The organism is Streptomyces sp. NBC_01224 (assembly GCF_036002945.1).
Classification (GTDB): Bacteria; Actinomycetota; Actinomycetes; order Streptomycetales; family Streptomycetaceae; genus Streptomyces.
In genome coordinates this window covers 6,269,334-6,288,695 of record NZ_CP108529.1, presented here as the reverse complement: position 1 = coordinate 6,288,695, position 19,362 = coordinate 6,269,334, and the positions used below count along the sequence as shown (strand labels likewise).

Genomic DNA, 19,362 nt, shown 5'->3' with positions numbered 1-19,362 from the left:
ACATCAACCAATCCGACCAGAGGTCACATCGGGGGCACCGGACTGCTCGCCCGCACCACATCACGCCGGCGAGTGGTTCGCTTCCGCGCAGATCATGTCCGCACCGCCTGCCATCTATCAGCGGCGGCCCGGGGACGTGCCGTACGACATTGGCGATCCGCTCGGTGAGCGCCAACTCCGCCGCGTCGGCCACATCGAGGAGCCCCCAGACGGTGAGGCAAAGGCGCAGGATGCGGCGCAGATGCCGGGCCGAGTGCTCGCCCATCGCGAAGTCGGCATGGTAGGTCGCCTCCACCGCATCTCCAGCGCTCGGATCAATTACGTGATTCATGTCACCAGCGTGCAGTGGGTTGATTACGCTCGGCTACGTACGGAAACGAACGTCGTGCGGCGTTGAACGCCGGAGGTGCCCCCCGCCGTGGCCAACATCCAGACTCTCGATCCCAGCGCTTCCCCGTTGGACTACTACGGCTGGGAGCTGCGCCGCCAGAGAGAGGCCCACAACCTCAAACAGGGGCAGCTCGGCGACATCATCTTCTGCACCGGCTCCCTGATCGGACAGATCGAGACGACAAAGAAGATCCCCACCCGCGACTTCTCCGAACGGGTGGACGCGGCACTCGGCACGAGCGGCGTGTTCTCGCGCCTCGTCGGCCTGGTCCTGCGCAGCCAGCTGCCGACCTGGTTCCAGCCGTACGCGGACATGGAGGCCCGCGCGGCATACATCTCCACGTACCAGGCACAGTTGGTGTACGGGCTGTTGCAGACGGAGGAGTACGCGCGGGCGGTGCTCGCCACCGGTATGCCGGACGATCTCGACGGGCTGCTGGCGGCCCGGATGGAACGCCAGCGCATCCTGGAGCGGGAACGGCCGCCGCTCGCCTGGGCCATTCTCGACGAGGCGGTGCTGCACCGGCCGATCGGTGGCCACGAGGTCATGCGGAAGCAACTCGCCCGCCTGTTGGACTACTCCGACCACCGCTGGATGCGGATCCAGGTGCTGCCCTTCGAGGCCGGTGAACACGCGAGCCTGGCTGGGTCGTTCACCACGATGCGCTTCGACGACGATCCGGACATCGTCTACACGGAGGACCTCATCTTCGGCCACATGACCGCCAACCCCGAGACCATCCGGGACGCCGCACGCCGTTACGCTCAATTGCAGGCTGCCGCCCTCTCCGTGGAGGCGTCGGCGGCATTGATCGCCCGCGTGATGGAGGAGCGTTATGGAAACCAGTCGCGACCTGAAGAGCGCGCGGTGGCGTAAGTCGAGTTACAGCGGAAACACCGGCGGCGAATGCGTCGAGTGCACCGTCACCGGCGGCGCGACCTGGCGCAAGTCCAGCTACAGCGGAAACACCGGCGGCGACTGCGTCGAGGTGGCCGACGGCCTCCCCTGCGCCGTCCCCGTCCGCGACAGCAAGAACCCGGACGGCCCCGTCCTGACCGTCGGGGCCGACGCCTGGCAGAGCTTCGTGGACGGGCTTCGCTGACGTCACCGGAAGCCCTGTGCGACGGAGGGGGCTCGGGACGACCAACCATGGTCGTCCCGAGCCCCCTTCCTGTCCGCGGGACAGGCGCCCCCGAAGCCGTGCCCTCCGCCCCGGGAACCGCTACCCTCCTCGGCCATGGCCGACATAGTCCGCGCCGCCGCCTCCGACGTCCCGGCGCTCGCCTCCGTACTCGCCAGTGCCTACGCCGAGGACCCCGTCTGGTCCTGGCTGATGCCGCACGACCGGGACCGGCGGCTGCGGCTGCTGTTCACCGCGCATCTGGCGCAGCAGGTCCCGGCGGGCCGGGTGTGGACCGATCCGGACCGCACGGTGGCGGCGGTGTGGGCGGAGCCCGGGAAGTGGAAGCTGCCGGTGAGCTATCTGCTGCGCAACGCGGGCACGCTCCTGCGGGCGGGCCGGGCCCAACTGCCCCGGACCGCAATGCGGTTGCTCGCGCTGGAGCACCGCCACCCGGCCGAGCCCGCGCACTGGTACGTCGAATACATCGGCACCCACGCGGACGCGCGCGGCACGGGGCGCGGATCGCAGGTGCTGGGCGGGCTGCTGGAGCAGGCGGACGCGGACGGGCGGCCGGTGTTCCTGGAGTCGAGCAACCGCCGCAACCTGACCTTCTACCAGCGGCAAGGCTTCACCGTGCGGGAGGAGATGACGTTCCGGGCCGGGCCGCCGATGTGGTCGATGTGGCGCCGGGACATGGACCGGTAGTGCTTCGCCGACGCGCGGGCCCGCCGCCCACGGCTGTGCGGTGGTTGCGGACGAGTGCGGCGACCCGTCCCGGTGTCCCGCCCGCAACCACGCAGTCATTCACCGCCATTCACGGGAACGCCCTCGTGGGTCGCTCCGGCATCCCTGAGCGGGCTCTCGTCACTTCCGCCAGAACAGGTGGTGCGTCACGCCGCTCGGGCTGGGCACCACCTCCAGGTGGTACCGGTCGAGCAACTCATCGGGTGACTCCCAGAGCCGTACTCCGGATCCGAGCTTCACCGGCGAGACCGCCACATGCAGGGTGTCGACGAGGCCCGCGTCGAGGAACTGCCGGATGGTGGTGGCTCCGCCGCCGAGCCGGACGTCCTTGCCCCCGGCCGCCTCCCGCGCCTGTTGGAGGACCGTGGCCGGGTCGCCGTCGACGAAGTGGAACGTGGTGTCGGACAGTGTGTACGAAGGACGTGTGTGGTGGGTCATGACGAACACCGGGGTGCGGAACGGGGGCTCGTCGCCCCACCAGCCGCGCCACTCGTGGTCGTTCCAGGGCCCGCGCTGGGGCCCGAATTTGTTGCGGCCCATGATCTCGGCGCCGATGTTGCGTGCGTAGTCCCGCGTGAAGTAGTCGTCGAGGCCCCGGCTCCCCCCGGGGTCGGTGCGCATGGGCCAGCTCGCCGTGGCACCGGCCCAGGAGAACAGTCTCTCCGGATCGGCAAGGCCGAACGGGCTCTCGAAGCTCTGGTCCTCACCGGCCCCGATTCCGTCACTGGAAACGTTGAAGTTCTGGACTCTCAGTAGCTGGGTCACACATTCCTCCTGCGTCGTCGGTAACAGTGATCAGACTCTTCGGGCCGGCCAAACTCATCGCCGCGCCGCGACCGATCTGAATTCGGACTGCCCGTGGTCCTGCCGGCTCAGGCCGACAGTTCCCAGATCAGCACCTCGGCCGCGTCGTCCGCCACCAGCTCCAGCCCCTCCTCCCCGGTGATCCGCACCGAGTCGCCCGCCTCCAGTTCCTCGTCGCCGAGCCGCACGCCCCCGGCCACCACATGGACGTACACCCGCGCCGCGTCCGGCACCGCCGTGCGCTCCTCGGGAGCCAGTCTGCGTACGTGCAGCATCGCACCGGCCGCCGGGAGGGCGTACGGAGTGGAGTCGGCGATGCCGGGAACGATCGTGTACGAGGGTTCACCGCCCGGTTCGAGCGGTGCCAGCCACATCTGGATGAACGTCAGCGGGCCGTCCCCGTCGTTGCGCTCGACGTGACGCACCCCGGCCGCCGCTCTGAGGTGCTGGAGGTCCCCGGCCCGTACGACCGTGGCGTGACCGGTCGTATCGCGGTGGGTCAGCTCGCCCTCGACGACCCAGGTGACGATCTCCGTGTGGCTGTGGGGGTGTTCGTCGAAGCCCGCACCGGGCGCCAGCCGTTCCGAGTTGCACGCCAGGATCGCGCCGAAGCGCAGATTGTCCGGGTCGTAGAAGCTGCCGAAGGAGAAGGCGTGCCGGGACAGGATGCCGGCGGCCCGGTCCCCGCCCAGGAAGCGGTCTTCGGCGCGGTGTACGGAAATCACCCGCCCACGGTAGCCCGGCGCGGCGCCCCACGACCCCCTTGTCACTACCCGGCAGTACGACCCGCCACCGCCCCGGCCCACCGAGCACGTGGCCGGATAAGGCAGTCTTGTGTCCGTGCCCCGACCCGATCCTGAGCAGCCCGCTGCGAACGCCGCCCACCTGCATGCCGCGACCCTGAAACGGCTGGAGCAGTCCTCCGGCCGGCTGGCCGCCAATGCGATCGCCCGCATGGACGAGTCACTGCCGTGGTACCGGGCGATGCCACCGGAGAACCGGTCCTGGATCGGACTGGTGGCCCAGGCCGGGATCGCGGCGTTCACCGAGTGGTTCCGGCATCCGGAGACCCCGCAGGCCATCTCCACCGATGTGTTCGGTACGGCTCCGCGCGAGCTGACCCGGGCGATCACCCTGCGGCAGACCGTCGAGATGGTGCGTACGACGATCGAGGTCATGGAGGCCGCGATCGAGGAGGTCGCCGCGCCCGGCGACGAGTCGGTGCTGCGTGAGGCGCTGCTCGTCTACGCGCGGGAGATCGCCTTCGCGACCGCCCAGGTGTACGCGCAGGCCGCCGAGGCCCGCGGCGCCTGGGACGCCCGGCTGGAATCGCTCGTGGTGAACGCGGTGCTGTCCGGCGAGGCCGACGAGGGCGCCGTGTCACGCGCCGCGGCGCTCGGCTGGAACTCCCCCGAGCACGTGTGCGTGCTGCTCGGTACGGCCCCGGACGGCGACAGCGAACTGACGGTGGAGGCGATCCGGCGAGCCGCCCGGCACGCGAAGCTCCAGGTCCTGACCGGGGTGCTCGGCAACCGACTGGTCGTCATCGCGGGTGGCAGCGACAACCCGCTGCAGGTCGCGAAGGCGCTGATCGGCCCGTACGCCGCAGGTCCGGTCGTCGCCGGGCCCGTGGTGCCCGACCTGCTGGCGGCCACCCGGTCCGCGCAGGCGGCGGCTGCCGGGCTCAAGGCGTGCAGCGCCTGGCAGGACGCCCCGCGGCCGGTGCTGGCCGACGATCTGCTGCCGGAGCGCGCGATGGCGGGCGACCCCGCCGCACGGGACCAATTGGTGGAGGAGATCTACAGACCGCTGGAAGAAGCGGGTTCTGCACTCCTGGAGACACTGAGTGTGTATCTGGAGCAGGCGAGCAGCCTGGAGGGCGCGGCCAGGATGCTCTTCGTCCACCCCAATACCGTGCGCTACCGGCTCCGACGTGTGACTGACGTCACCGGATGGTCGCCTTCCGATGTCCGCTCTGCGTTCACTCTGCGAATCGCCCTGATCCTGGGGCGCTTGGCCGCCAGAGATCCGCAGTCCTAGACTTTTGTCGGACATCAACAATTCCCCATACGGTTCTTCGTCCCTGTCCCCACGGGTGTTCCGGACCGTTCACAAGAGAGAGTGTGAGGGTGCTCGTACTCGTCGCTCCCGGCCAAGGCGCCCAGACGCCCGGCTTCCTGACTCCCTGGCTCGAACTCCCCGGTGCCGCCGACCGCATCGCGGCCTGGTCCGACGCCATCGAGCTCGACCTCGCCCACTACGGCACCGAGGCCGACGCCGAGGCGATCCGTGACACCGCGGTGGCACAGCCGCTGCTGGTCGCCGCCGGTCTGCTGTCCGCCGCCGCGCTCAACGCGTCGCCCGACGTCGTCGCAGGTCACAGCGTGGGCGAGATCACCGCAGCCGCCCTCGCCGGAGTCATCGGCGACGAGGCCGCACTCCGTCTCGTACGTACCCGTGGGCTCGCCATGGCCGACGCCGCGGCGGCCACCGAGACCGGCATGGCGGCGCTGCTCGGCGGCGATCCCGACGTGACGGTCCCGCACCTGGAGAAGCTCGGGCTGACCCCGGCGAACGTCAACGGTGGCGGCCAGATCGTCGCCGCCGGCACCGCCGCGCAGATCGCCGCGCTGAGCGAGGACAAGCCCGAGGGCGTACGCCGCGTGGTGCCCCTCAAGGTCGCCGGCGCCTTCCACACGCGCCACATGGCGCCCGCCGTCGACCGGCTGCGCGAGGCCGCCCTGAAGCTGAAGATCGCCGACCCGACCGTGACATATGTCTCGAACGCCGACGGGAAGCCCGTTGCCATCGGCGACGAGGTCGTCTCGCGGCTGGTCGGCCAGGTGGCCAACCCGGTCCGCTGGGACCTGTGCATGGAGACCTTCAAGGAGATGGGCGTCACGGCTCTCATCGAGGCGTGCCCCGGCGGCACCCTCACGGGTCTCGCCAAGCGCGCGATGCCCGGTGTGCAGACCCTCGCGCTCAAGACCCCCGACGACCTCGACGCGGCCCGCGCGCTCATCTCCGAGCACGCGGGCGCCTAAGGAGCCCGAGAGCATGTCGAAGATCAAGCCCAGTCAGGGCGCCCCGTACGCACGCATCATGGGTGTCGGCGGCTACCGTCCGACCCGTGTCGTGCCCAACGAGGTGATCCTCGAGACGATCGACTCGTCCGACGAGTGGATCCGCTCGCGCTCCGGCATCGCCACCCGCCACTGGGCCTCCGAGGAGGAGACCGTGGCCGCGATGTCCGTGGAGGCGTCCGGGAAGGCCATCGCCGATGCCGGGATCACGCCCGAGCAGATCGGCGCCGTGATCGTCTCCACCGTCTCGCACTTCAAGCAGACCCCGGCCATCGCGACCGAGATCGCCCACAAGGTCGGCGCGGGCAAGCCCGCCGCCTTCGACATCTCGGCCGGCTGCGCGGGCTTCGGCTACGGACTGACCCTCGCCAAGGGCATGATCGTCGAGGGTTCGGCGGAGTACGTTCTCGTCATCGGCGTGGAGCGGCTCAGCGACCTCACGGACAAGGAGGACCGCGCGACGGCCTTCCTCTTCGGCGACGGCGCCGGCGCGGTCGTCGTCGGCCCCTCCAAGGTGCCGGCCATAGGCCCGACCGTCTGGGGCTCCGAGGGCGACAAGTCCGAGACGATCAAGCAGACCGTGGCGTGGGACGAGTTCCACGCCGAGCGCCCGGAGAAGTTCCCGGCCATCACGCAGGAGGGCCAGGCGGTCTTCCGCTGGGCCGTCTTCGAGATGGCGAAGGTCGCCCAGCAGGCGCTGGACGCGGCCGGGATCGCCCCGAAAGACCTGGACGTCTTCATTCCGCACCAGGCCAACATGCGGATCATCGACTCGATGGTGAAGACCCTGAAGCTGCCGGAGAACGTCACGGTCGCCCGTGACGTGGAGACCACCGGCAACACCTCGGCCGCCTCGATTCCGCTCGCTATGGAGCGGCTTCTGGCGACCGGTCAGGCGAAGAGCGGCGACACCGCGCTCGTCATCGGCTTCGGGGCGGGTCTCGTCTACGCCGCGACGGTCGTTACTCTCCCCTAGGCACACCGGACCTTCCGGTCCGGACGTCCGAACCCTGCTGAAACACATCGAAGGAGCGCCAACATGGCCGCCACCCAGGAAGAGATCGTCAACGGTCTCGCCGAGATCGTCAACGAGATCGCCGGTATCCCGGTCGAGGACGTCCAGCTGGACAAGTCCTTCACCGACGACCTGGACGTCGACTCGCTGTCCATGGTCGAGGTCGTCGTCGCCGCCGAGGAGCGCTTCGACGTCAAGATCCCCGACGAGGACGTCAAGAACCTCAAGACGGTCGGCGACGCTGCCGACTACATCCTCAAGCACCAGGCCTGATCAGGCCGGCTCCTGTGTCGCCACCCGGCGGTGGCGCCGCTGATTCACGACCCTCTACACGTGGAGAAGATTTTCCAGTGAACTCGACCAATCGCACCGTGGTCGTCACCGGTATCGGCGCAACCACTCCGCTGGGTGGCGACTCGGCGTCGACCTGGGAAGGTCTGATGGCCGGTCGTTCCGGCGTCAAGCCTCTCGAGGGCGAACGTTTCGCCGAATTGCCCGTCCGGATCGCCGCGATCGCGGCCGTCGACCCGGGCGACGTCCTGCCCCGCCCGCTCGCCCGCAAACTGGACCGCTCGGCGCAGTTCGCGCTGATCGCGGCCCGCGAGGCGTGGGCGGACGCCGGCTTCACCGGCAAGGCCGGTGAGGACGACAAGGTCCAGCCCGAGCGGCTGGGCTCGGTCATCGCCTCCGGTATCGGCGGCGTGATCACCCTGCTCGACCAGTACGACGTGCTCAAGGAGAAGGGCGTACGCCGCGTCTCCCCGCACACCGTGCCCATGCTCATGCCCAACGGCCCGGCCGCCAACGTCGGCCTGGAGGTCAACGCCCAGGCCGGTGTGCACACTCCGGTCTCCGCCTGCGCCTCGGGCGCGGAGGCGATCGGGTACGCCGTCGAGATGATCCGCACCGGCCGTGCCGATGTGGTCCTCGCCGGTGGCACCGAGGCGGCGATCCACCCGCTGCCGATCGCCGCGTTCGCCAACATGATGGCGATGTCCAAGCACAACGAGGAGCCCGAGAAGGCCTCCCGTCCGTACGACACGGGCCGTGACGGCTTCGTCCTCGGCGAGGGTTCCGGGATCGTCGTCCTGGAGTCCGCGGAGCACGCCGCCGCGCGTGGCGCCAAGGTCTACTGCGAGGTGCTGGGCCAGGGTCTGTCCGCTGACGCCCACCACATCGCGCAGCCCGAGCCGACCGGTCGTGGCATCGCCGCCGCGATGCAGAACCTGCTGGACCAGACGGACCTCAAGCCGTCCGAGGTCGTGCACCTCAACGCGCACGCCACGTCGACACCGCAGGGCGATGTCGCGGAGCTGAAGGCTCTGCGCAAGGTTCTGGGCGACGACCTCGACCACGTCGCGATCTCCGCGACGAAGTCGATGACCGGTCACCTCCTCGGTGGCGCGGGCGGCATCGAGACCGTCGCGACGGTCCTGGCGCTGCACCACCGGATGGCTCCGCCGACGATCAACGTGGAGCACCTCGACGAGGCGGTGGAGGCGGACATCGTGCGCGACGAGCCCCGGCCGCTGCCGGAGGGGTCGATCGCCGCCATCAACAACTCGTTCGGCTTCGGCGGTCACAACGTGGTCCTGGCGTTCCGCAGCGTCTGACCTGCGGTCCGCGGCCTGGTATCCACGCCGAAGCCCGCCTCCCCCGAGTGGGGAGGCGGGCTTCGGCCGTGAAATCCGGCGCTTGAGGCGCGGGGTGTTTCGGGGGCGCTGCCCCCGGACCCCGCTCCTCAAGCGCCGGAGGGGCTTGATTTTGCCGGGTTCAGCTTGGATTTGCCGGATGCAGGGTGGATTTCAGCCTCGCCGGCGTTTGAGGCGCGGAGGTCCGGGGGCAGCGCCCCCGGTCACGGGCTCACACCACCTGGTGCAGCCACCGCACCGGCGCGCCCTCTCCCGCGTGGCGGAAGGACTCCAACTCGTCGTCCCACGGCTTGCCGAGCAGCTTGGCGATCTCGGCCTCCAGGTCGGTCTCGCCCCGCACCGACCGCGCCAGCGCCGCCCGCAACCGGTCCTCGGGCACCAGAATGTCGCCGTGCATGCCGGTGACGGCGTGGAAGATGCCCAGTTCGGGCGTGGAGCTGTAGCGCTCGCCCTCCGACGTGGGACTCGGCTCAGCCGTCACCTCGAAGCGCAGCAGATCCCAGCCGCGCAGCGCGGAGGCCAGCTTCGACGCCGTGCCGGGCCTGGCCTGCCAGGAGAACTCGGACCGCCAGGTACCGGGCGCGGCCGGCTGTCTGATCCAGTCCAGCTGGACCCGCACACCGAGGACACCCGCCACCGCCCATTCGACATGGGGGCAGAGCGCGCGCGGTGCGGAGTGAACGTACAGAACTCCACGTGTCGTCACCGGGACCTCCAGTGTGGGACGAAGTTCGCCTTCCCCAGCGGCCTCGCGCCCGTGCCGTCTCTTCTCGGCCGGTTCCCGAGGTTGTCATCAGTAAACAGCATCGGGGTGAATCTCCTGAAAAGGGACAGTATGTGACGTGATGTGATTTACAGAAAGCCACCCGAATAGAGCCGGGTGAGGGGAAGCGCCGCTGGTTCGACGAGGAAAAGCTACCGCGCGGCGGCGTCCGAGGTGTGACGTACCGTCGGTCCTGGGCCCATCATTCGCTCAGCTTTCACCCTGCAGGGCGCCCGGGCCTTCCGACCGGTGCCACGAGGGGTTGCCGGGGGCATAACCGAGGGGAGCCAAGGGATGCAGGATCGTTCCGCCCGCCACCGTTCGCGTACCGTGGCCGCCGTCCTGACGGCCGTCTCGTTGCTCGGCACGGCCGCTCTGACCGGCTGCGACGCCGACCGGGACGGGACGACGAAGGGGGCGACGGCCGAAAAGCGGCGGCCGCCCGCCAAGCCGGGCCCGCTCTGGGACCGCAGACCGGGGTCGGTGGCCGCCGTCGGTGACTCCATCACCCGCGGTTTCGACGCCTGTTCCGTGCTGGCGGACTGTCCGGAGGTGTCCTGGGCGACCGGCACGGACAGCGGGGTGCGCAGCCTCGCCGTACGGCTGCTCGGTGAGTCGGGGGCCGCCGAGCGCAGCTGGAACCATGCCGAGACGGGGGCCAGGATCGCGCAGTTGCCGGAGCAGATGGCGCTGGCCGCGAAGGAGAAGCCGGATCTGGTGACGGTGATGATCGGCGCCAATGACGCCTGCCGGGATTCGGCACGGATCATGACCCCGGTGGCGGATTTCCGGGCGTCGTTCGAGGCTTCGATGCGTCAGTTGCGCGCCGGGGCGCCGAAGGCGCAGGTGTATGTGTCGAGCGTGCCGGATCTCAAGCGGCTCTGGTCGACGGGGCGCGGAAATGCGCTGGGCAAGCAGATCTGGAAGCTGGGGATCTGCCAGTCGATGCTGGGTGACGCGGACGACATGGGCGCGCGCGCCGTGGCCCGGCGCACCTCGGTGCAGGAGCGGGTCGTGGCGTACAACGACGTGCTGCGGAAAGTCTGTGCGAAGGATCGGCGCTGCCGTTACGACGGCGGGGCGGTTTTCGACTACCGGTTCACCGGCAAGCAGCTCAGCCAGTGGGACTGGTTCCATCCGGGGCGGAACGGGCAGGCGCGGCTGGCGGAGATCGCGTACCGCAATGTCACCTCGGCCCGGCCCCCGGCGTAGGGTTTGTGATCATGGACACGGGTTCGAGCACGGCGCTGCGTACGGAAGAGTTCGGCACCCTCGCGGACGGCGCCGTGGTGCACCGCTGGACGCTTGAGCGGGACGGTACGCGGGTGCGTGTCCTGACGTACGGCGGCATCGTGCAGTCGGTCGAGGTGCCCGGCCGGGACGGGGTGCGGGCGGATGTGGCGCTCGCGCTGCCGGATCTCGCCGGGTACGAGACGTATTCGGGTCCGTATTTCGGCGCGCTGGTCGGGCGGTACGCGAACCGGATCGGTGGTGCCTGTTTCGAACTGGACGGGCAGACACACCGGGTGACGCGCAATGAGGGGCGCAACCATGTGCACGGCGGGGCCCGGGGCTTCGACAAGCGCGTGTGGCAGGCGCGGGAGGTGGCGGACGGTGTCCGGCTCTCCCTGGTCTCCGAGGGCGGCGAGGAGGGCTTCCCGGGACGCCTCGCGGTGTCGGCGACGTACACCCTGGACGAGGGCGGGGCGCTGCGGATCGCGTACCGGGCGACGACGGACGCCCCGACGGTGCTGAACCTGACGAATCACACGTACTGGAATCTCGCGGGCGGCGACAGTGGCAGCGCGCTCGGGCAGGTGCTGCGGATCGCGGCCGGGCAGATCACTCCGGCGGACGCCGAGTCGCTCCCGACGGGCGAGTTCCTGCCGGTGGACGGGACCCGGTTCGACTTCCGTGAGCCGAAGCCGGTCGGCGCGGGCTACGACCACAACTTCGTGCTGGACGGTGTCCGCTCGGGCCCGGCGGCCGAGCTGTACGACGCGGTGTCGGGGCGCGTCCTGACCGTCACCACGACGGAGCCCGGGATGCAGCTGTACACGGCGGACCACTTCGACGGGCGGCCGTTCGGGCCCTGTGCCGGGATCGCGCTGGAGACCCAGCACTTCCCGGACTCCCCGAACCGGCCCGAGTTCCCGAGCACGGTGCTGCGGCCGGGCGAGGAGTACGTCTCGACGACGGTGTACGGATTCGCGGTGCGCTGAGGTGCGCCGGAGGCATGAATCGGCATGAGAAGAGCCCCGGAGCGGGTCAGGTACCGCGCCGGGGCTCTCCCGTACCGGGGGCCGCTATTCCTTGATGTCCACGGCCGTCGTCAGGCGTACGTCACCCAGCGAGCGGGCCGCCTGCACCTCGTACGTGCCGGGGACGAGGGCCCAGTCGTACGCCGTCTCGTCCCAGATCTCGTACGCGCGCCGCTCCAGCGGAATCACTGCCTCGGCACTCTCGCCGGGGGCCGCCTCGACCCGTGCGAAGCCGGCCAGCCAGCGGACCGGGCGTTCGGCGGTGTCCTCCTGGGGCGCCAGGTAGAGCTGGACGGTCTCGGCTCCGGGCCGGGTACCGGTGTTGCGGAGGCGGACGGTGGCGGTGTCGGGGCCGGCCACCAGGCTCTCGTACTCCCAGGTGGTGTAGCCGAGTCCGTGGCCGAAGGGGTAGGCGGGCGCGGTGCCGGCCCTCTCCCAGGCCCGGTAGCCGACGAAGACGCCCTCCTCGTAGTGGAGTTCACCGCCGGTGGGGGTGGTGGACGAGACCGGGACGTCGGCGAGCGTGACCGGCCAGGTGGTGGGGAGGCGGCCGCCCGGTTCCTCGGCGCCGAGCAGAACATCGGCAAGGGCGTGACCGGCCTCCTGGCCGGGGAACCAGCTGAGCAGGACCGCAGCGACCTCGTCGCGCCACGGAAGCTCCACCGGTGATCCGGAGTTGACGATCACGACGGTGTTCGGGTTGGCGGCGACGACAGCCCTGACGAGGTCGTTCTGGTCGCCGGGGAGCTTCAGGTCGGTGCGGTCGAAGCCTTCGGACTCGACGCGTTCGGTGGTGCCGACGACGACGATCGCGGTGTCCGCGGCGCGGGCCGACTCGACGGCCTCGGCAATCAGCTCCTGCGGGTCGCGGCGCGGGCCGAGGTGGCAGAAGGAGAATGAGACCCCGGGGATCGGTGCGTCGTCGCCCAGGGTGTCTGGAATCTGCCGCAGGGAGACCTCGACGGGTTCGCCCGCGGTGAGGGCGATCCGGCCGCGCTCCAGTGGATTGCCGAAGAACGCCTCGCCGGGGTCGGCGGAGCCGGTGACCCGGTGGACCTCGTCGTACAGGGTCTCTCCGGCGACGGTGAGGCTGAGCGCTCCGGTGCCGCGGGTGCCGAAGATGTGTTCGCCGCCGTCGCGCGGGACGAAGGTGCCGGTGATCTCGACGCTGTGCAGCGTCTCGCGGGTCACACCCTCGGGGAAGTCGTTGCCGATCCACTGGACGGTGCCGTTGTGCAGCGGGGCCGAGCCGATGACGGCGCCGGAGGCGTCGTAACAGACGGCCCTGAGCTCGAAGCCCTTCTCCGCAGGGGTGAGTTCGTTGTTCGGGTCGGCGCCGACGCGGTAGTCGAGGACGTCCTCGGGGAGGGCGGCGGTGAGGCCGTCCAGCGGCGAGACGATGTGGTGCGGGAAGACCTGGGCGGAACCGCCGCCGAGGACCCGGGCGTCCAGGGCGAGCGCCCCGCTGAGCGCGACCTTGCGGACGGCGGCCGGGTCGATGGGGAGCGCGGCGCGTTCATTGCGTACGAGGACGAAGGAGCGTCGGGCGATCTCGCGGGCCAGGGCGTCGCCGTCGACGGTCTCGGGGCGTCCGGCCTCGTCGACGACGGGCGGGGCGCCGTCCAGGATGCCGACGCGGGCGGCCAGCCGCAGCACATTGCGTACGGCCCCGTCGACGACGGACTCCTCGACCTCACCGGCCCGTACGGCGTCGGCAAGCGCCTTTCCGTACACGGTCCTGGGGCCCGGCATGGCGACGTCGAGGCCGCCGTTGACGGCGGCGACGGTGGAGCGGGCGGCCAGCCAGTCGGAGACGATGTAGCCGTCGAAGCCCCATTCGCCGCGCAGCACCGCGTTCTGCAGATAGCGGTGCTCGGTCATGGTGGAGCCGTTGACCTGGTTGTACGCGGCCATAATGCCCCACGGGTGGGCGTTCTTGACGATCCTTTCGAACGGGGCGAGATAGATCTCGCGCAGGGCTCGCGGGGCGACGATGTTGTCCACGGTGAAGCGGTCGGTCTCGGCGTCGTTGGCGACGAAGTGCTTGACGGTCGTACCGACGCCGCCGTCCTGAACGCCCCGCACATAGCCGGTGCCGATCTCGCCGGTGAGGTACGGGTCCTCGCTGTACGTCTCGAAGTGGCGCCCGCCGAGCGGGGACCGGTGGAGGTTCACGGTCGGGGCGAGGAGGACGTGCACCCCCTTGCGGCGGGCCTCCTGGGCCAGCAGCCGGCCGGCCCGGCGGGCCAGGGCCGGGTCCCAGGTCGCGGCGAGCGCGGTGGGCGAGGGCAGTGCGACGGACGGGTCGTCGGCGGTCCAGGAGACCCCGCGGACGCCGATCGGCCCGTCGGACATCACCAGGGAGCGCAGCCCGACGGCGGGGAGTTCGGGCAGCGACCACATGTCCTGGCCGGCCAGGAGCCGCGTCTTGTCGTCGAGCCCCAGTGCGGCCAGCGCCGCATCGACCGCGGCCTCGCGGGCCGCATCGGGATTGGTGGATGTGGACGCGCCTGCCACGGCCGTACCTCCTCGTCGGATTCCTGCACTGAATGTCTCCATAGTGACTCCGATACCGGTAGAGCAGTAGACTTTGTTACCAGTCTGTAATCTACAGGGATGGCGTACGGTCCTCGGGGCGGAACCGATGAAACACCGGAAGGGGCCGGGAAATGGTGCGGGCCAGAAGCGCGGAGCGGCGGGCGGAGATTCTCCGCGCCACTCTCGAAGTGATCGCCGAGCGCGGCTATCGCGGCGCCTCGCTGAGCGCAGTCGCCGAGCGGGTCGGCCTCAGCCAGCAGGGGCTCCTGCACTACTTCCCGACCAAGGAAGCGCTGCTCGTCGCCGTGCTGGAGGAGCGCGACCAATGGGACACGGGCGGCGGCACCCGGAGCGACGGCACATGGCGGATGGATCTGCTGGCCTCGCTCGTCGAGTACAACGCGATGCGGCCCGGCATCGTCCAGACGTTCTCGGCGCTGCTCGGCGAGAGCGTGACGGAGGGTCATCCCGCGCGGGAGTTCTTCACCCGCCGCTACACCCAGGTCCGGGCGAGCATGGCGGCGATGCTGCGCGCCGAGTACGGCGAGCGGCTGCCGGGCGGCCTGAGTCCGGAGCGCGCGGCGCCGCTGCTGGTGGCGATGATGGACGGGCTTCAGTACCAGTGGCTGCTGGACCCGGATTCGGTGGACATGCCGACGGCCTTCCAGGATTTCCTGACGCTCTTGCGGTCGACGGAATCGGATGCTCCCGAGAACCCTCGATCATGACATGACCTGCAGCGACGCCTGTACGACAAGATCGACAATCCCCACCTGCGGGTGATTTCCGAACGATCTACGCGCGTCCGGGCAAGGGGCACCGTCCCCGGCGCCCCAGGGTGGGGCGCATGACTTCCAAGCCTGCCGGACCTTCCTCCGGCCTGCCCTCCCGGCGCACCATGATCGCGGGTGCCGCCGCCGGTGCCGCCGCCCTTGCCACGACCGCCGTGGGCTCCGCAAGCGCCGCCGCGCCGGGCGCCCTTGGTGCGCCCGCCGCATCCGGTACCGCGCTCGCGCCCGCGGCCGCCCCCGGCTCGGACTGGGACGCCTGCCTGACCATCGCCCGCGCCATCCTCGTACGCGACGAACAGGACCAGCCGCTGGTCCCCCACTACCGCGACATCCTGCTGTCCAAGGGCCTGCCGCGCAGCCGCAAGGCCCCCAAGAAGGTGCTGGTCGTCGGCGCGGGCCCGGCCGGGCTCACCGCCGCCCATCTGCTCCGCAGCGCAGGGCACACCGTCACCGTGATCGAGGCCAACGGCAACCGCGTCGGCGGCCGGATCAAAACCTTCCGCAAGGGCGGCCACGAGAACGCGAAGGCGCCGTTCGCCGACCCGAAGCAGTACGCCGAGGCCGGCGCCATGCGGATCCCCGACAGCCATCCGCTCGTCACCGGGCTCATGGACAGCTTCGACCTGAAGCGCCGCCGCTTCTACCTGGTCGATGTCGACACCGAGGGCCGGCCGGTCAACCACACCTGGATCCACGTCAACGGCATCCGGATGCGCAAGGCCGACTACGCACAGAAGCCGCAGGCGATCAACCGCTCGTTCGGGGTCCCCGCGGAGTTCGAGAACAAGACCGCCGCGACGATCGTGCGGGAGGCCTTCGCCCCCGTGCGCAAGGAGTTCGAGGGCAAGGAGGGCCGCGAGCTCGTCGAGGGCTGGGCGCGGGTCATCCAGCGGTACGGGCACTGGTCGATGTTCCGCTTCCTGACCGAGGCGGCCAAGCTCGACGAGCGCACCATCGATCTCATCGGCACGGTCGAGAACCTCACCTCCCGGCTCCATCTCGCCTTTGTGCACAGCTTCATCGGGGCCTCCCTGATCAGCCCGGACACCGCGTTCTTCGAGCTGCCGGACGGCACGGCCACCCTTGCCGACGCGATGTACAAGCGGGTCAAGGACATCGTGCGGCTGGACCGCCGGGCCACCAGGATCAGCTACGGCGCGGACCGCGTCCGGGTCGAGACGGTCTCCGAGGGCCGGGACGGCAAGCCGCTCGTGCGCGAGACGTTCACCGGCGACCGGGCGATCATCACCGTGCCGTTCTCCGGGCTGCGCCACATCCCCGTCGCTCCCGCGCTCTCGTACGGGAAGCGGCGCGCGATCACCGAGATCCATTACGACGCGGCGACCAAGGTGCTGCTCGAATTCAGCCTCCGCTGGTGGGAGTTCGAGGAGAAGGACTGGAAGACCCAGCTGGACAAGGTCCGGCCCGGTCTGTACGAGGCCTACCGGCTGGGCAGGGCGCCGGCCGACGGTTCACTGCTGGGCGCCCACCCCTCCGTACCGCCCGGTCATCTCCCGCCCAACCAGCGCGTGCACTACGCGGCGTACCGGGCCACCGCCCGCAACCAGCCCGAGGCGGCGCATGTCATCGGCGGCGGATCGGTCACCGACAACCCCAACCGCTTCATGTTCCAGCCGTCCCACCCGGTCGAGGGGAGCTCGGGCGGCGTCGTCCTCGCCTCGTACAGCTGGGCCGACGACGCGCTGAAGTGGGACTCGCTGGACGACGACGAGCGCTATCCGCACGCCCTGGGCGGGGTGCAGGACGTGTACGGGCAGCGCATCGAGGTCTTCTACACCGGCGTCGGCGCCACCCAGTCGTGGATGCGTGATCCGTACGCGTACGGCGAGGCCTCGGTGCTGCTGCCGGGCCAGCACACCGAGTTGTTCGCCGATGTGCGCTCGGTCGAGGGGCCGCTGCACTTCGCCGGCTGCCACACCTCGATCAAGCCGGCCTGGATCGAGGGGGCCCTGGAGTCGGCGGTCAGGTCCGCGCTGGAGGTGCACAGCAGCTGACCCGTGTCCGGCGGGCGTCGCTCAGTGCCCTCCTAGGCCCAGGGTGACGCCCAGTCCGACGAGCACCGATCCGATGCCCCTGTTGAGAACCTTCTGCCACCTCAGCATCGCGGTGCGCAGCCGCGAGTTCGAGAAGAACAGCGCGACCAGGCCGAACCAGCCGAGATGGGCGACGGACATGAACAACCCGTAGCCGGCCTGCTGCCACAGGCCGGTCGTGGGCCCGACGACCTGGGTGAAGGTCGACACGACGAAGAGCGTGGTCTTGGGGTTGAGCGCATTGGTGAGGAAGCCGGTGCGCAGGGCCCCGAGCCGGGTCAGCTGCGGCTTCGAGTCCAGGTCGATGCCGAGATCGCTGCGGGCGAGGAAGGTCCGCACCCCGATGTAGACGAGATAGGCCGCGCCGACCAGTTTGATCGCGGTGAACAGGGCGGTCGAGGAGGCGATCAGCAGCCCGACGCCGAGCATCGTGTACGTGACATGGACGAGCACGCCCGCGGCGACTCCGACGGCGGCCAGCAGCCCGGTCGTACGGCCGTAGAGACAGCTGTTGCGGACGACCATCGCGAAGTCCGCGCCCGGACTGATGACGGCGAGAACGGTGATGACGGCGACCGCGATGATCTCGGTCATGGGCGCGGAATCTCCTCAGAGCCTGTCGGGTGACCTCCGATCGGATAGCGGACGCGGTCTGGTGCGTGCGATTCCAAGGCGGAGGAGGGAGTCAACGCGAAGGGGGTCCCCCCATGCCTTCAGCTATGGGGGAGTTGGTGACTGACGACAACGTGGGAAGCGCGCGTGCCAGGGCGTGGCCGCCCGGCCGGAGGTCACCCGACAGGCTCTCAGCCCTTGTCGAGGCTGTAGGGGGCGGGGGCCGCGTCATCGTCCCCGTCCTCGTCGGGCGCCACCAGGTCCCGCGCCAGCAGGGTGGCTCCGGCGACGGCGCCGGGCATCAGGAACACGGCGACGAACGGAACGAGGAAGGCTATTCCCAGCGGTACGCCGAATCCGAGGGTCAGCATGCGGCGCCCGCGCAGCAGGACGAGCCGGTCCTTCAGGACCATGCCGCGGCGCTGGAGTGCGACGGCGGTGAGCTCCTCGGCAAGGAAGTAGCCGGTGACGCAGAAACCGATCACGGGGACGACGGTCTGGCCGACGACCGGAATGAATCCGAGGGCGAAGAGCAGCACCGCGTACAGCCCCACCCGCACCAGGATGCGGACGCTGTCGCGGGCGGATATCCACAGCTCCCGCCAGAGCGGCAGCCCGGACTCGGGAACCTCGCCGCCTTCCGTACGGTCGACCTGCTCGGAGAGCGACTCGTAGAAGGGCTGGCCGACCAGCAGCGTCACGGCGGTGAACGTGATCACGGCGAGGAAGAGACCGAGGGCGAAGACCAGCACGGTCAGGGTGTTACGGAGCAGGCCGAGCCAGGGCGATGACCAGTCGTCGGCGAAGGGGGTCGCCCAGGTCACCAGGTTGTCGGCGCCGTAGCCGAGGCCGACGAGCGCCGCCGCATACAGGACGAGGGTGATGAGTCCGGGCAGCAGCCCGAAGCCGAACCAGCGTCCGTGTCCGCCGACCCATCGTTGTCCCTTTATCAAGTAGCCGAAGCCCACCCCTAGATCACGCATGGCGTCAGCGTACTGGTGGGGGCGGGGGCCCTTCCCGCCGCGGTGTGTCCGGTGCACGGCCGAGGGCCGCACCCCTGCGGGGGTGCGGCCCTCGGCGGGTTTCGAGCGGTCAGGCGACCGACAGCTCGACCTTGATATTGCCGCGCGTGGCGTTCGAGTACGGGCACACCTGGTGGGCCTTCTCGATGAGCGACTGCGCGGTTGCGGTGTCGACGTTCGGGATGGTGGCGGTGATCGCGACCTCCAGACCGAAGCCGCCCTCGGCGGTCTTGCCGATGCCGACCGCGGCGGTCACCGTGGAGCCGGAGATGTCGGCCTTCTCCTGACGGGCCACGACGCCGAGTGCTCCCTGGAAGCAGGCGCTGTAGCCGGCCGCGAAGAGCTGCTCCGGGTTGGTGCCCGCGCCGCTTCCGCCCATGGCCTTGGGCGGGTTGACGATGACGTCGAGGTTGCCGTCGTCGGACGAGACGCGGCCGTCACGGCCGTTCTCGGCGGTGGCGACGGCGGTGTAGGCAACAGTGATGTCCTGAATGGCCATGCCGGAAATT

19 protein-coding genes and 1 pseudogene are annotated in these 19,362 nt (G+C 70.1%); 12 read left to right on the top strand and 8 right to left on the bottom strand.

The genetic code is table 11. The annotated features are described in order from the left end of the window. Positions 1-100: 100 nt before the first annotated feature. Positions 101-331: pseudogene (locus tag OG609_RS46290) on the bottom strand (ATP-binding protein); the annotation flags it as partial. An 87-nt stretch (positions 332-418) separates the two neighbouring features. Between OG609_RS46290 and OG609_RS28270 the strand changes: the two are divergent. From OG609_RS28270 to OG609_RS28260, 3 genes are all read left to right on the top strand, one after another. Next, entirely contained in the window at positions 419-1,267 is an 849-nt protein-coding gene (locus OG609_RS28270; protein ID WP_327275398.1) for a helix-turn-helix domain-containing protein, read from the top strand. Beyond that, positions 1,227-1,493, top strand: coding sequence for a DUF397 domain-containing protein (locus OG609_RS28265; RefSeq protein ID WP_327275397.1), 267 nt, complete (start codon positions 1,227-1,229; stop codon positions 1,491-1,493). The genes OG609_RS28270 and OG609_RS28265 overlap by 41 nt, the downstream gene beginning before the upstream one ends. 135 nt (positions 1,494-1,628) lie before the next feature. Beyond that, on the top strand, positions 1,629-2,219 hold the full coding sequence (locus OG609_RS28260; RefSeq protein ID WP_327275396.1) for a GNAT family N-acetyltransferase: 591 nt from the start codon (positions 1,629-1,631) through the stop codon (positions 2,217-2,219). Positions 2,220-2,378: 159 nt separating this feature from the next. On the opposite strand, the gene OG609_RS28255 is transcribed toward OG609_RS28260, so the two are convergent. Both OG609_RS28255 and OG609_RS28250 read right to left on the bottom strand, forming a co-directional pair. Continuing rightward, positions 2,379-3,023 carry a dihydrofolate reductase family protein gene (locus OG609_RS28255; RefSeq protein WP_327275395.1) on the bottom strand — a complete coding sequence of 215 codons (645 nt, stop codon included), beginning with the start codon at positions 3,021-3,023 and terminating at the stop codon, positions 2,379-2,381. Between the two features lie 107 nt (positions 3,024-3,130). Continuing rightward, positions 3,131-3,787: a pirin family protein gene (locus OG609_RS28250; protein ID WP_327275394.1), complete on the bottom strand. Its 657-nt coding sequence runs from the start codon at positions 3,785-3,787 to the stop codon at positions 3,131-3,133. A 115-nt stretch (positions 3,788-3,902) separates the two neighbouring features. On the opposite strand from OG609_RS28250, the gene OG609_RS28245 reads away from it, so the two are divergent. The 5 genes from OG609_RS28245 to fabF all read left to right on the top strand — a co-directional run bounded on the left by OG609_RS28245 (position 3,903) and on the right by fabF (position 8,773). Then, positions 3,903-5,102 (top strand): PucR family transcriptional regulator, encoded by a 1,200-nt coding sequence (locus OG609_RS28245; protein ID WP_327275393.1) that lies wholly within the window; start codon positions 3,903-3,905, stop codon positions 5,100-5,102. An 89-nt stretch (positions 5,103-5,191) separates the two neighbouring features. After that, the gene (locus OG609_RS28240; RefSeq protein WP_327275392.1) at positions 5,192-6,106 is read left to right on the top strand and encodes an ACP S-malonyltransferase; all 915 of its coding nucleotides are present in this window, start codon (positions 5,192-5,194) and stop codon (positions 6,104-6,106) included. A gap of 13 nt (positions 6,107-6,119) precedes the next feature. After that, positions 6,120-7,121, top strand: coding sequence for a ketoacyl-ACP synthase III (locus tag OG609_RS28235; RefSeq protein WP_327275391.1), 1,002 nt, complete (start codon positions 6,120-6,122; stop codon positions 7,119-7,121). A gap of 63 nt (positions 7,122-7,184) precedes the next feature. Further along, positions 7,185-7,433 carry an acyl carrier protein gene (locus OG609_RS28230; RefSeq protein WP_030925892.1) on the top strand — a complete coding sequence of 83 codons (249 nt, stop codon included), beginning with the start codon at positions 7,185-7,187 and terminating at the stop codon, positions 7,431-7,433. 77 nt (positions 7,434-7,510) lie between these two features. Further along, positions 7,511-8,773 carry a beta-ketoacyl-ACP synthase II gene (fabF, locus tag OG609_RS28225; protein ID WP_327275390.1) on the top strand — a complete coding sequence of 421 codons (1,263 nt, stop codon included), beginning with the start codon at positions 7,511-7,513 and terminating at the stop codon, positions 8,771-8,773. Between the two features lie 250 nt (positions 8,774-9,023). Here fabF and OG609_RS28220 read toward each other — a convergent pair whose 3' ends face one another. Continuing rightward, entirely contained in the window at positions 9,024-9,518 is a 495-nt protein-coding gene (locus OG609_RS28220; RefSeq protein WP_114244370.1) for a DUF3145 domain-containing protein, read from the bottom strand. A 351-nt stretch (positions 9,519-9,869) separates the two neighbouring features. Between OG609_RS28220 and OG609_RS28215 the strand changes: the two genes are divergently transcribed. Together OG609_RS28215 and OG609_RS28210 are read left to right on the top strand one after the other, a co-directional pair. Continuing rightward, the gene (locus OG609_RS28215; protein ID WP_327275389.1) at positions 9,870-10,787 is read left to right on the top strand and encodes an SGNH/GDSL hydrolase family protein; all 918 of its coding nucleotides are present in this window, start codon (positions 9,870-9,872) and stop codon (positions 10,785-10,787) included. 11 nt (positions 10,788-10,798) lie between these two features. Continuing rightward, positions 10,799-11,797, top strand: a complete 999-nt coding sequence (locus tag OG609_RS28210) for an aldose epimerase family protein (RefSeq protein WP_327275388.1) — start codon at positions 10,799-10,801, stop codon at positions 11,795-11,797. An 84-nt stretch (positions 11,798-11,881) separates the two neighbouring features. Here the strand turns inward: OG609_RS28210 and OG609_RS28205 are convergent, their stop codons facing one another. Next, positions 11,882-14,353 (bottom strand): beta-glucosidase family protein, encoded by a 2,472-nt coding sequence (locus OG609_RS28205; RefSeq protein WP_327275387.1) that lies wholly within the window; start codon positions 14,351-14,353, stop codon positions 11,882-11,884. 152 nt (positions 14,354-14,505) lie between these two features. Between OG609_RS28205 and OG609_RS28200 the strand changes: the two genes are divergently transcribed. Together OG609_RS28200 and OG609_RS28195 are read left to right on the top strand one after the other, a co-directional pair. Continuing rightward, the gene (locus OG609_RS28200) at positions 14,506-15,102 is read left to right on the top strand and encodes a TetR/AcrR family transcriptional regulator (protein ID WP_327275386.1); all 597 of its coding nucleotides are present in this window, start codon (positions 14,506-14,508) and stop codon (positions 15,100-15,102) included. 119 nt (positions 15,103-15,221) lie between these two features. Next, on the top strand, positions 15,222-17,180 hold the full coding sequence (locus tag OG609_RS28195) for a flavin monoamine oxidase family protein (RefSeq protein ID WP_327275385.1): 1,959 nt from the start codon (positions 15,222-15,224) through the stop codon (positions 17,178-17,180). Positions 17,181-17,201: 21 nt separating this feature from the next. Here the strand turns inward: OG609_RS28195 and OG609_RS28190 are convergent, their stop codons facing one another. From OG609_RS28190 to OG609_RS28180, 3 genes are all read right to left on the bottom strand, one after another. Beyond that, positions 17,202-17,813 (bottom strand): LysE family transporter, encoded by a 612-nt coding sequence (locus OG609_RS28190; RefSeq protein WP_327275384.1) that lies wholly within the window; start codon positions 17,811-17,813, stop codon positions 17,202-17,204. Between the two features lie 209 nt (positions 17,814-18,022). After that, entirely contained in the window at positions 18,023-18,814 is a 792-nt protein-coding gene (locus OG609_RS28185; protein ID WP_327275383.1) for an EI24 domain-containing protein, read from the bottom strand. A 109-nt stretch (positions 18,815-18,923) separates the two neighbouring features. Continuing rightward, positions 18,924-19,352: an organic hydroperoxide resistance protein gene (locus OG609_RS28180; protein ID WP_266361662.1), complete on the bottom strand. Its 429-nt coding sequence runs from the start codon at positions 19,350-19,352 to the stop codon at positions 18,924-18,926. Between the last annotated feature and the right edge of the window lie 10 nt (positions 19,353-19,362).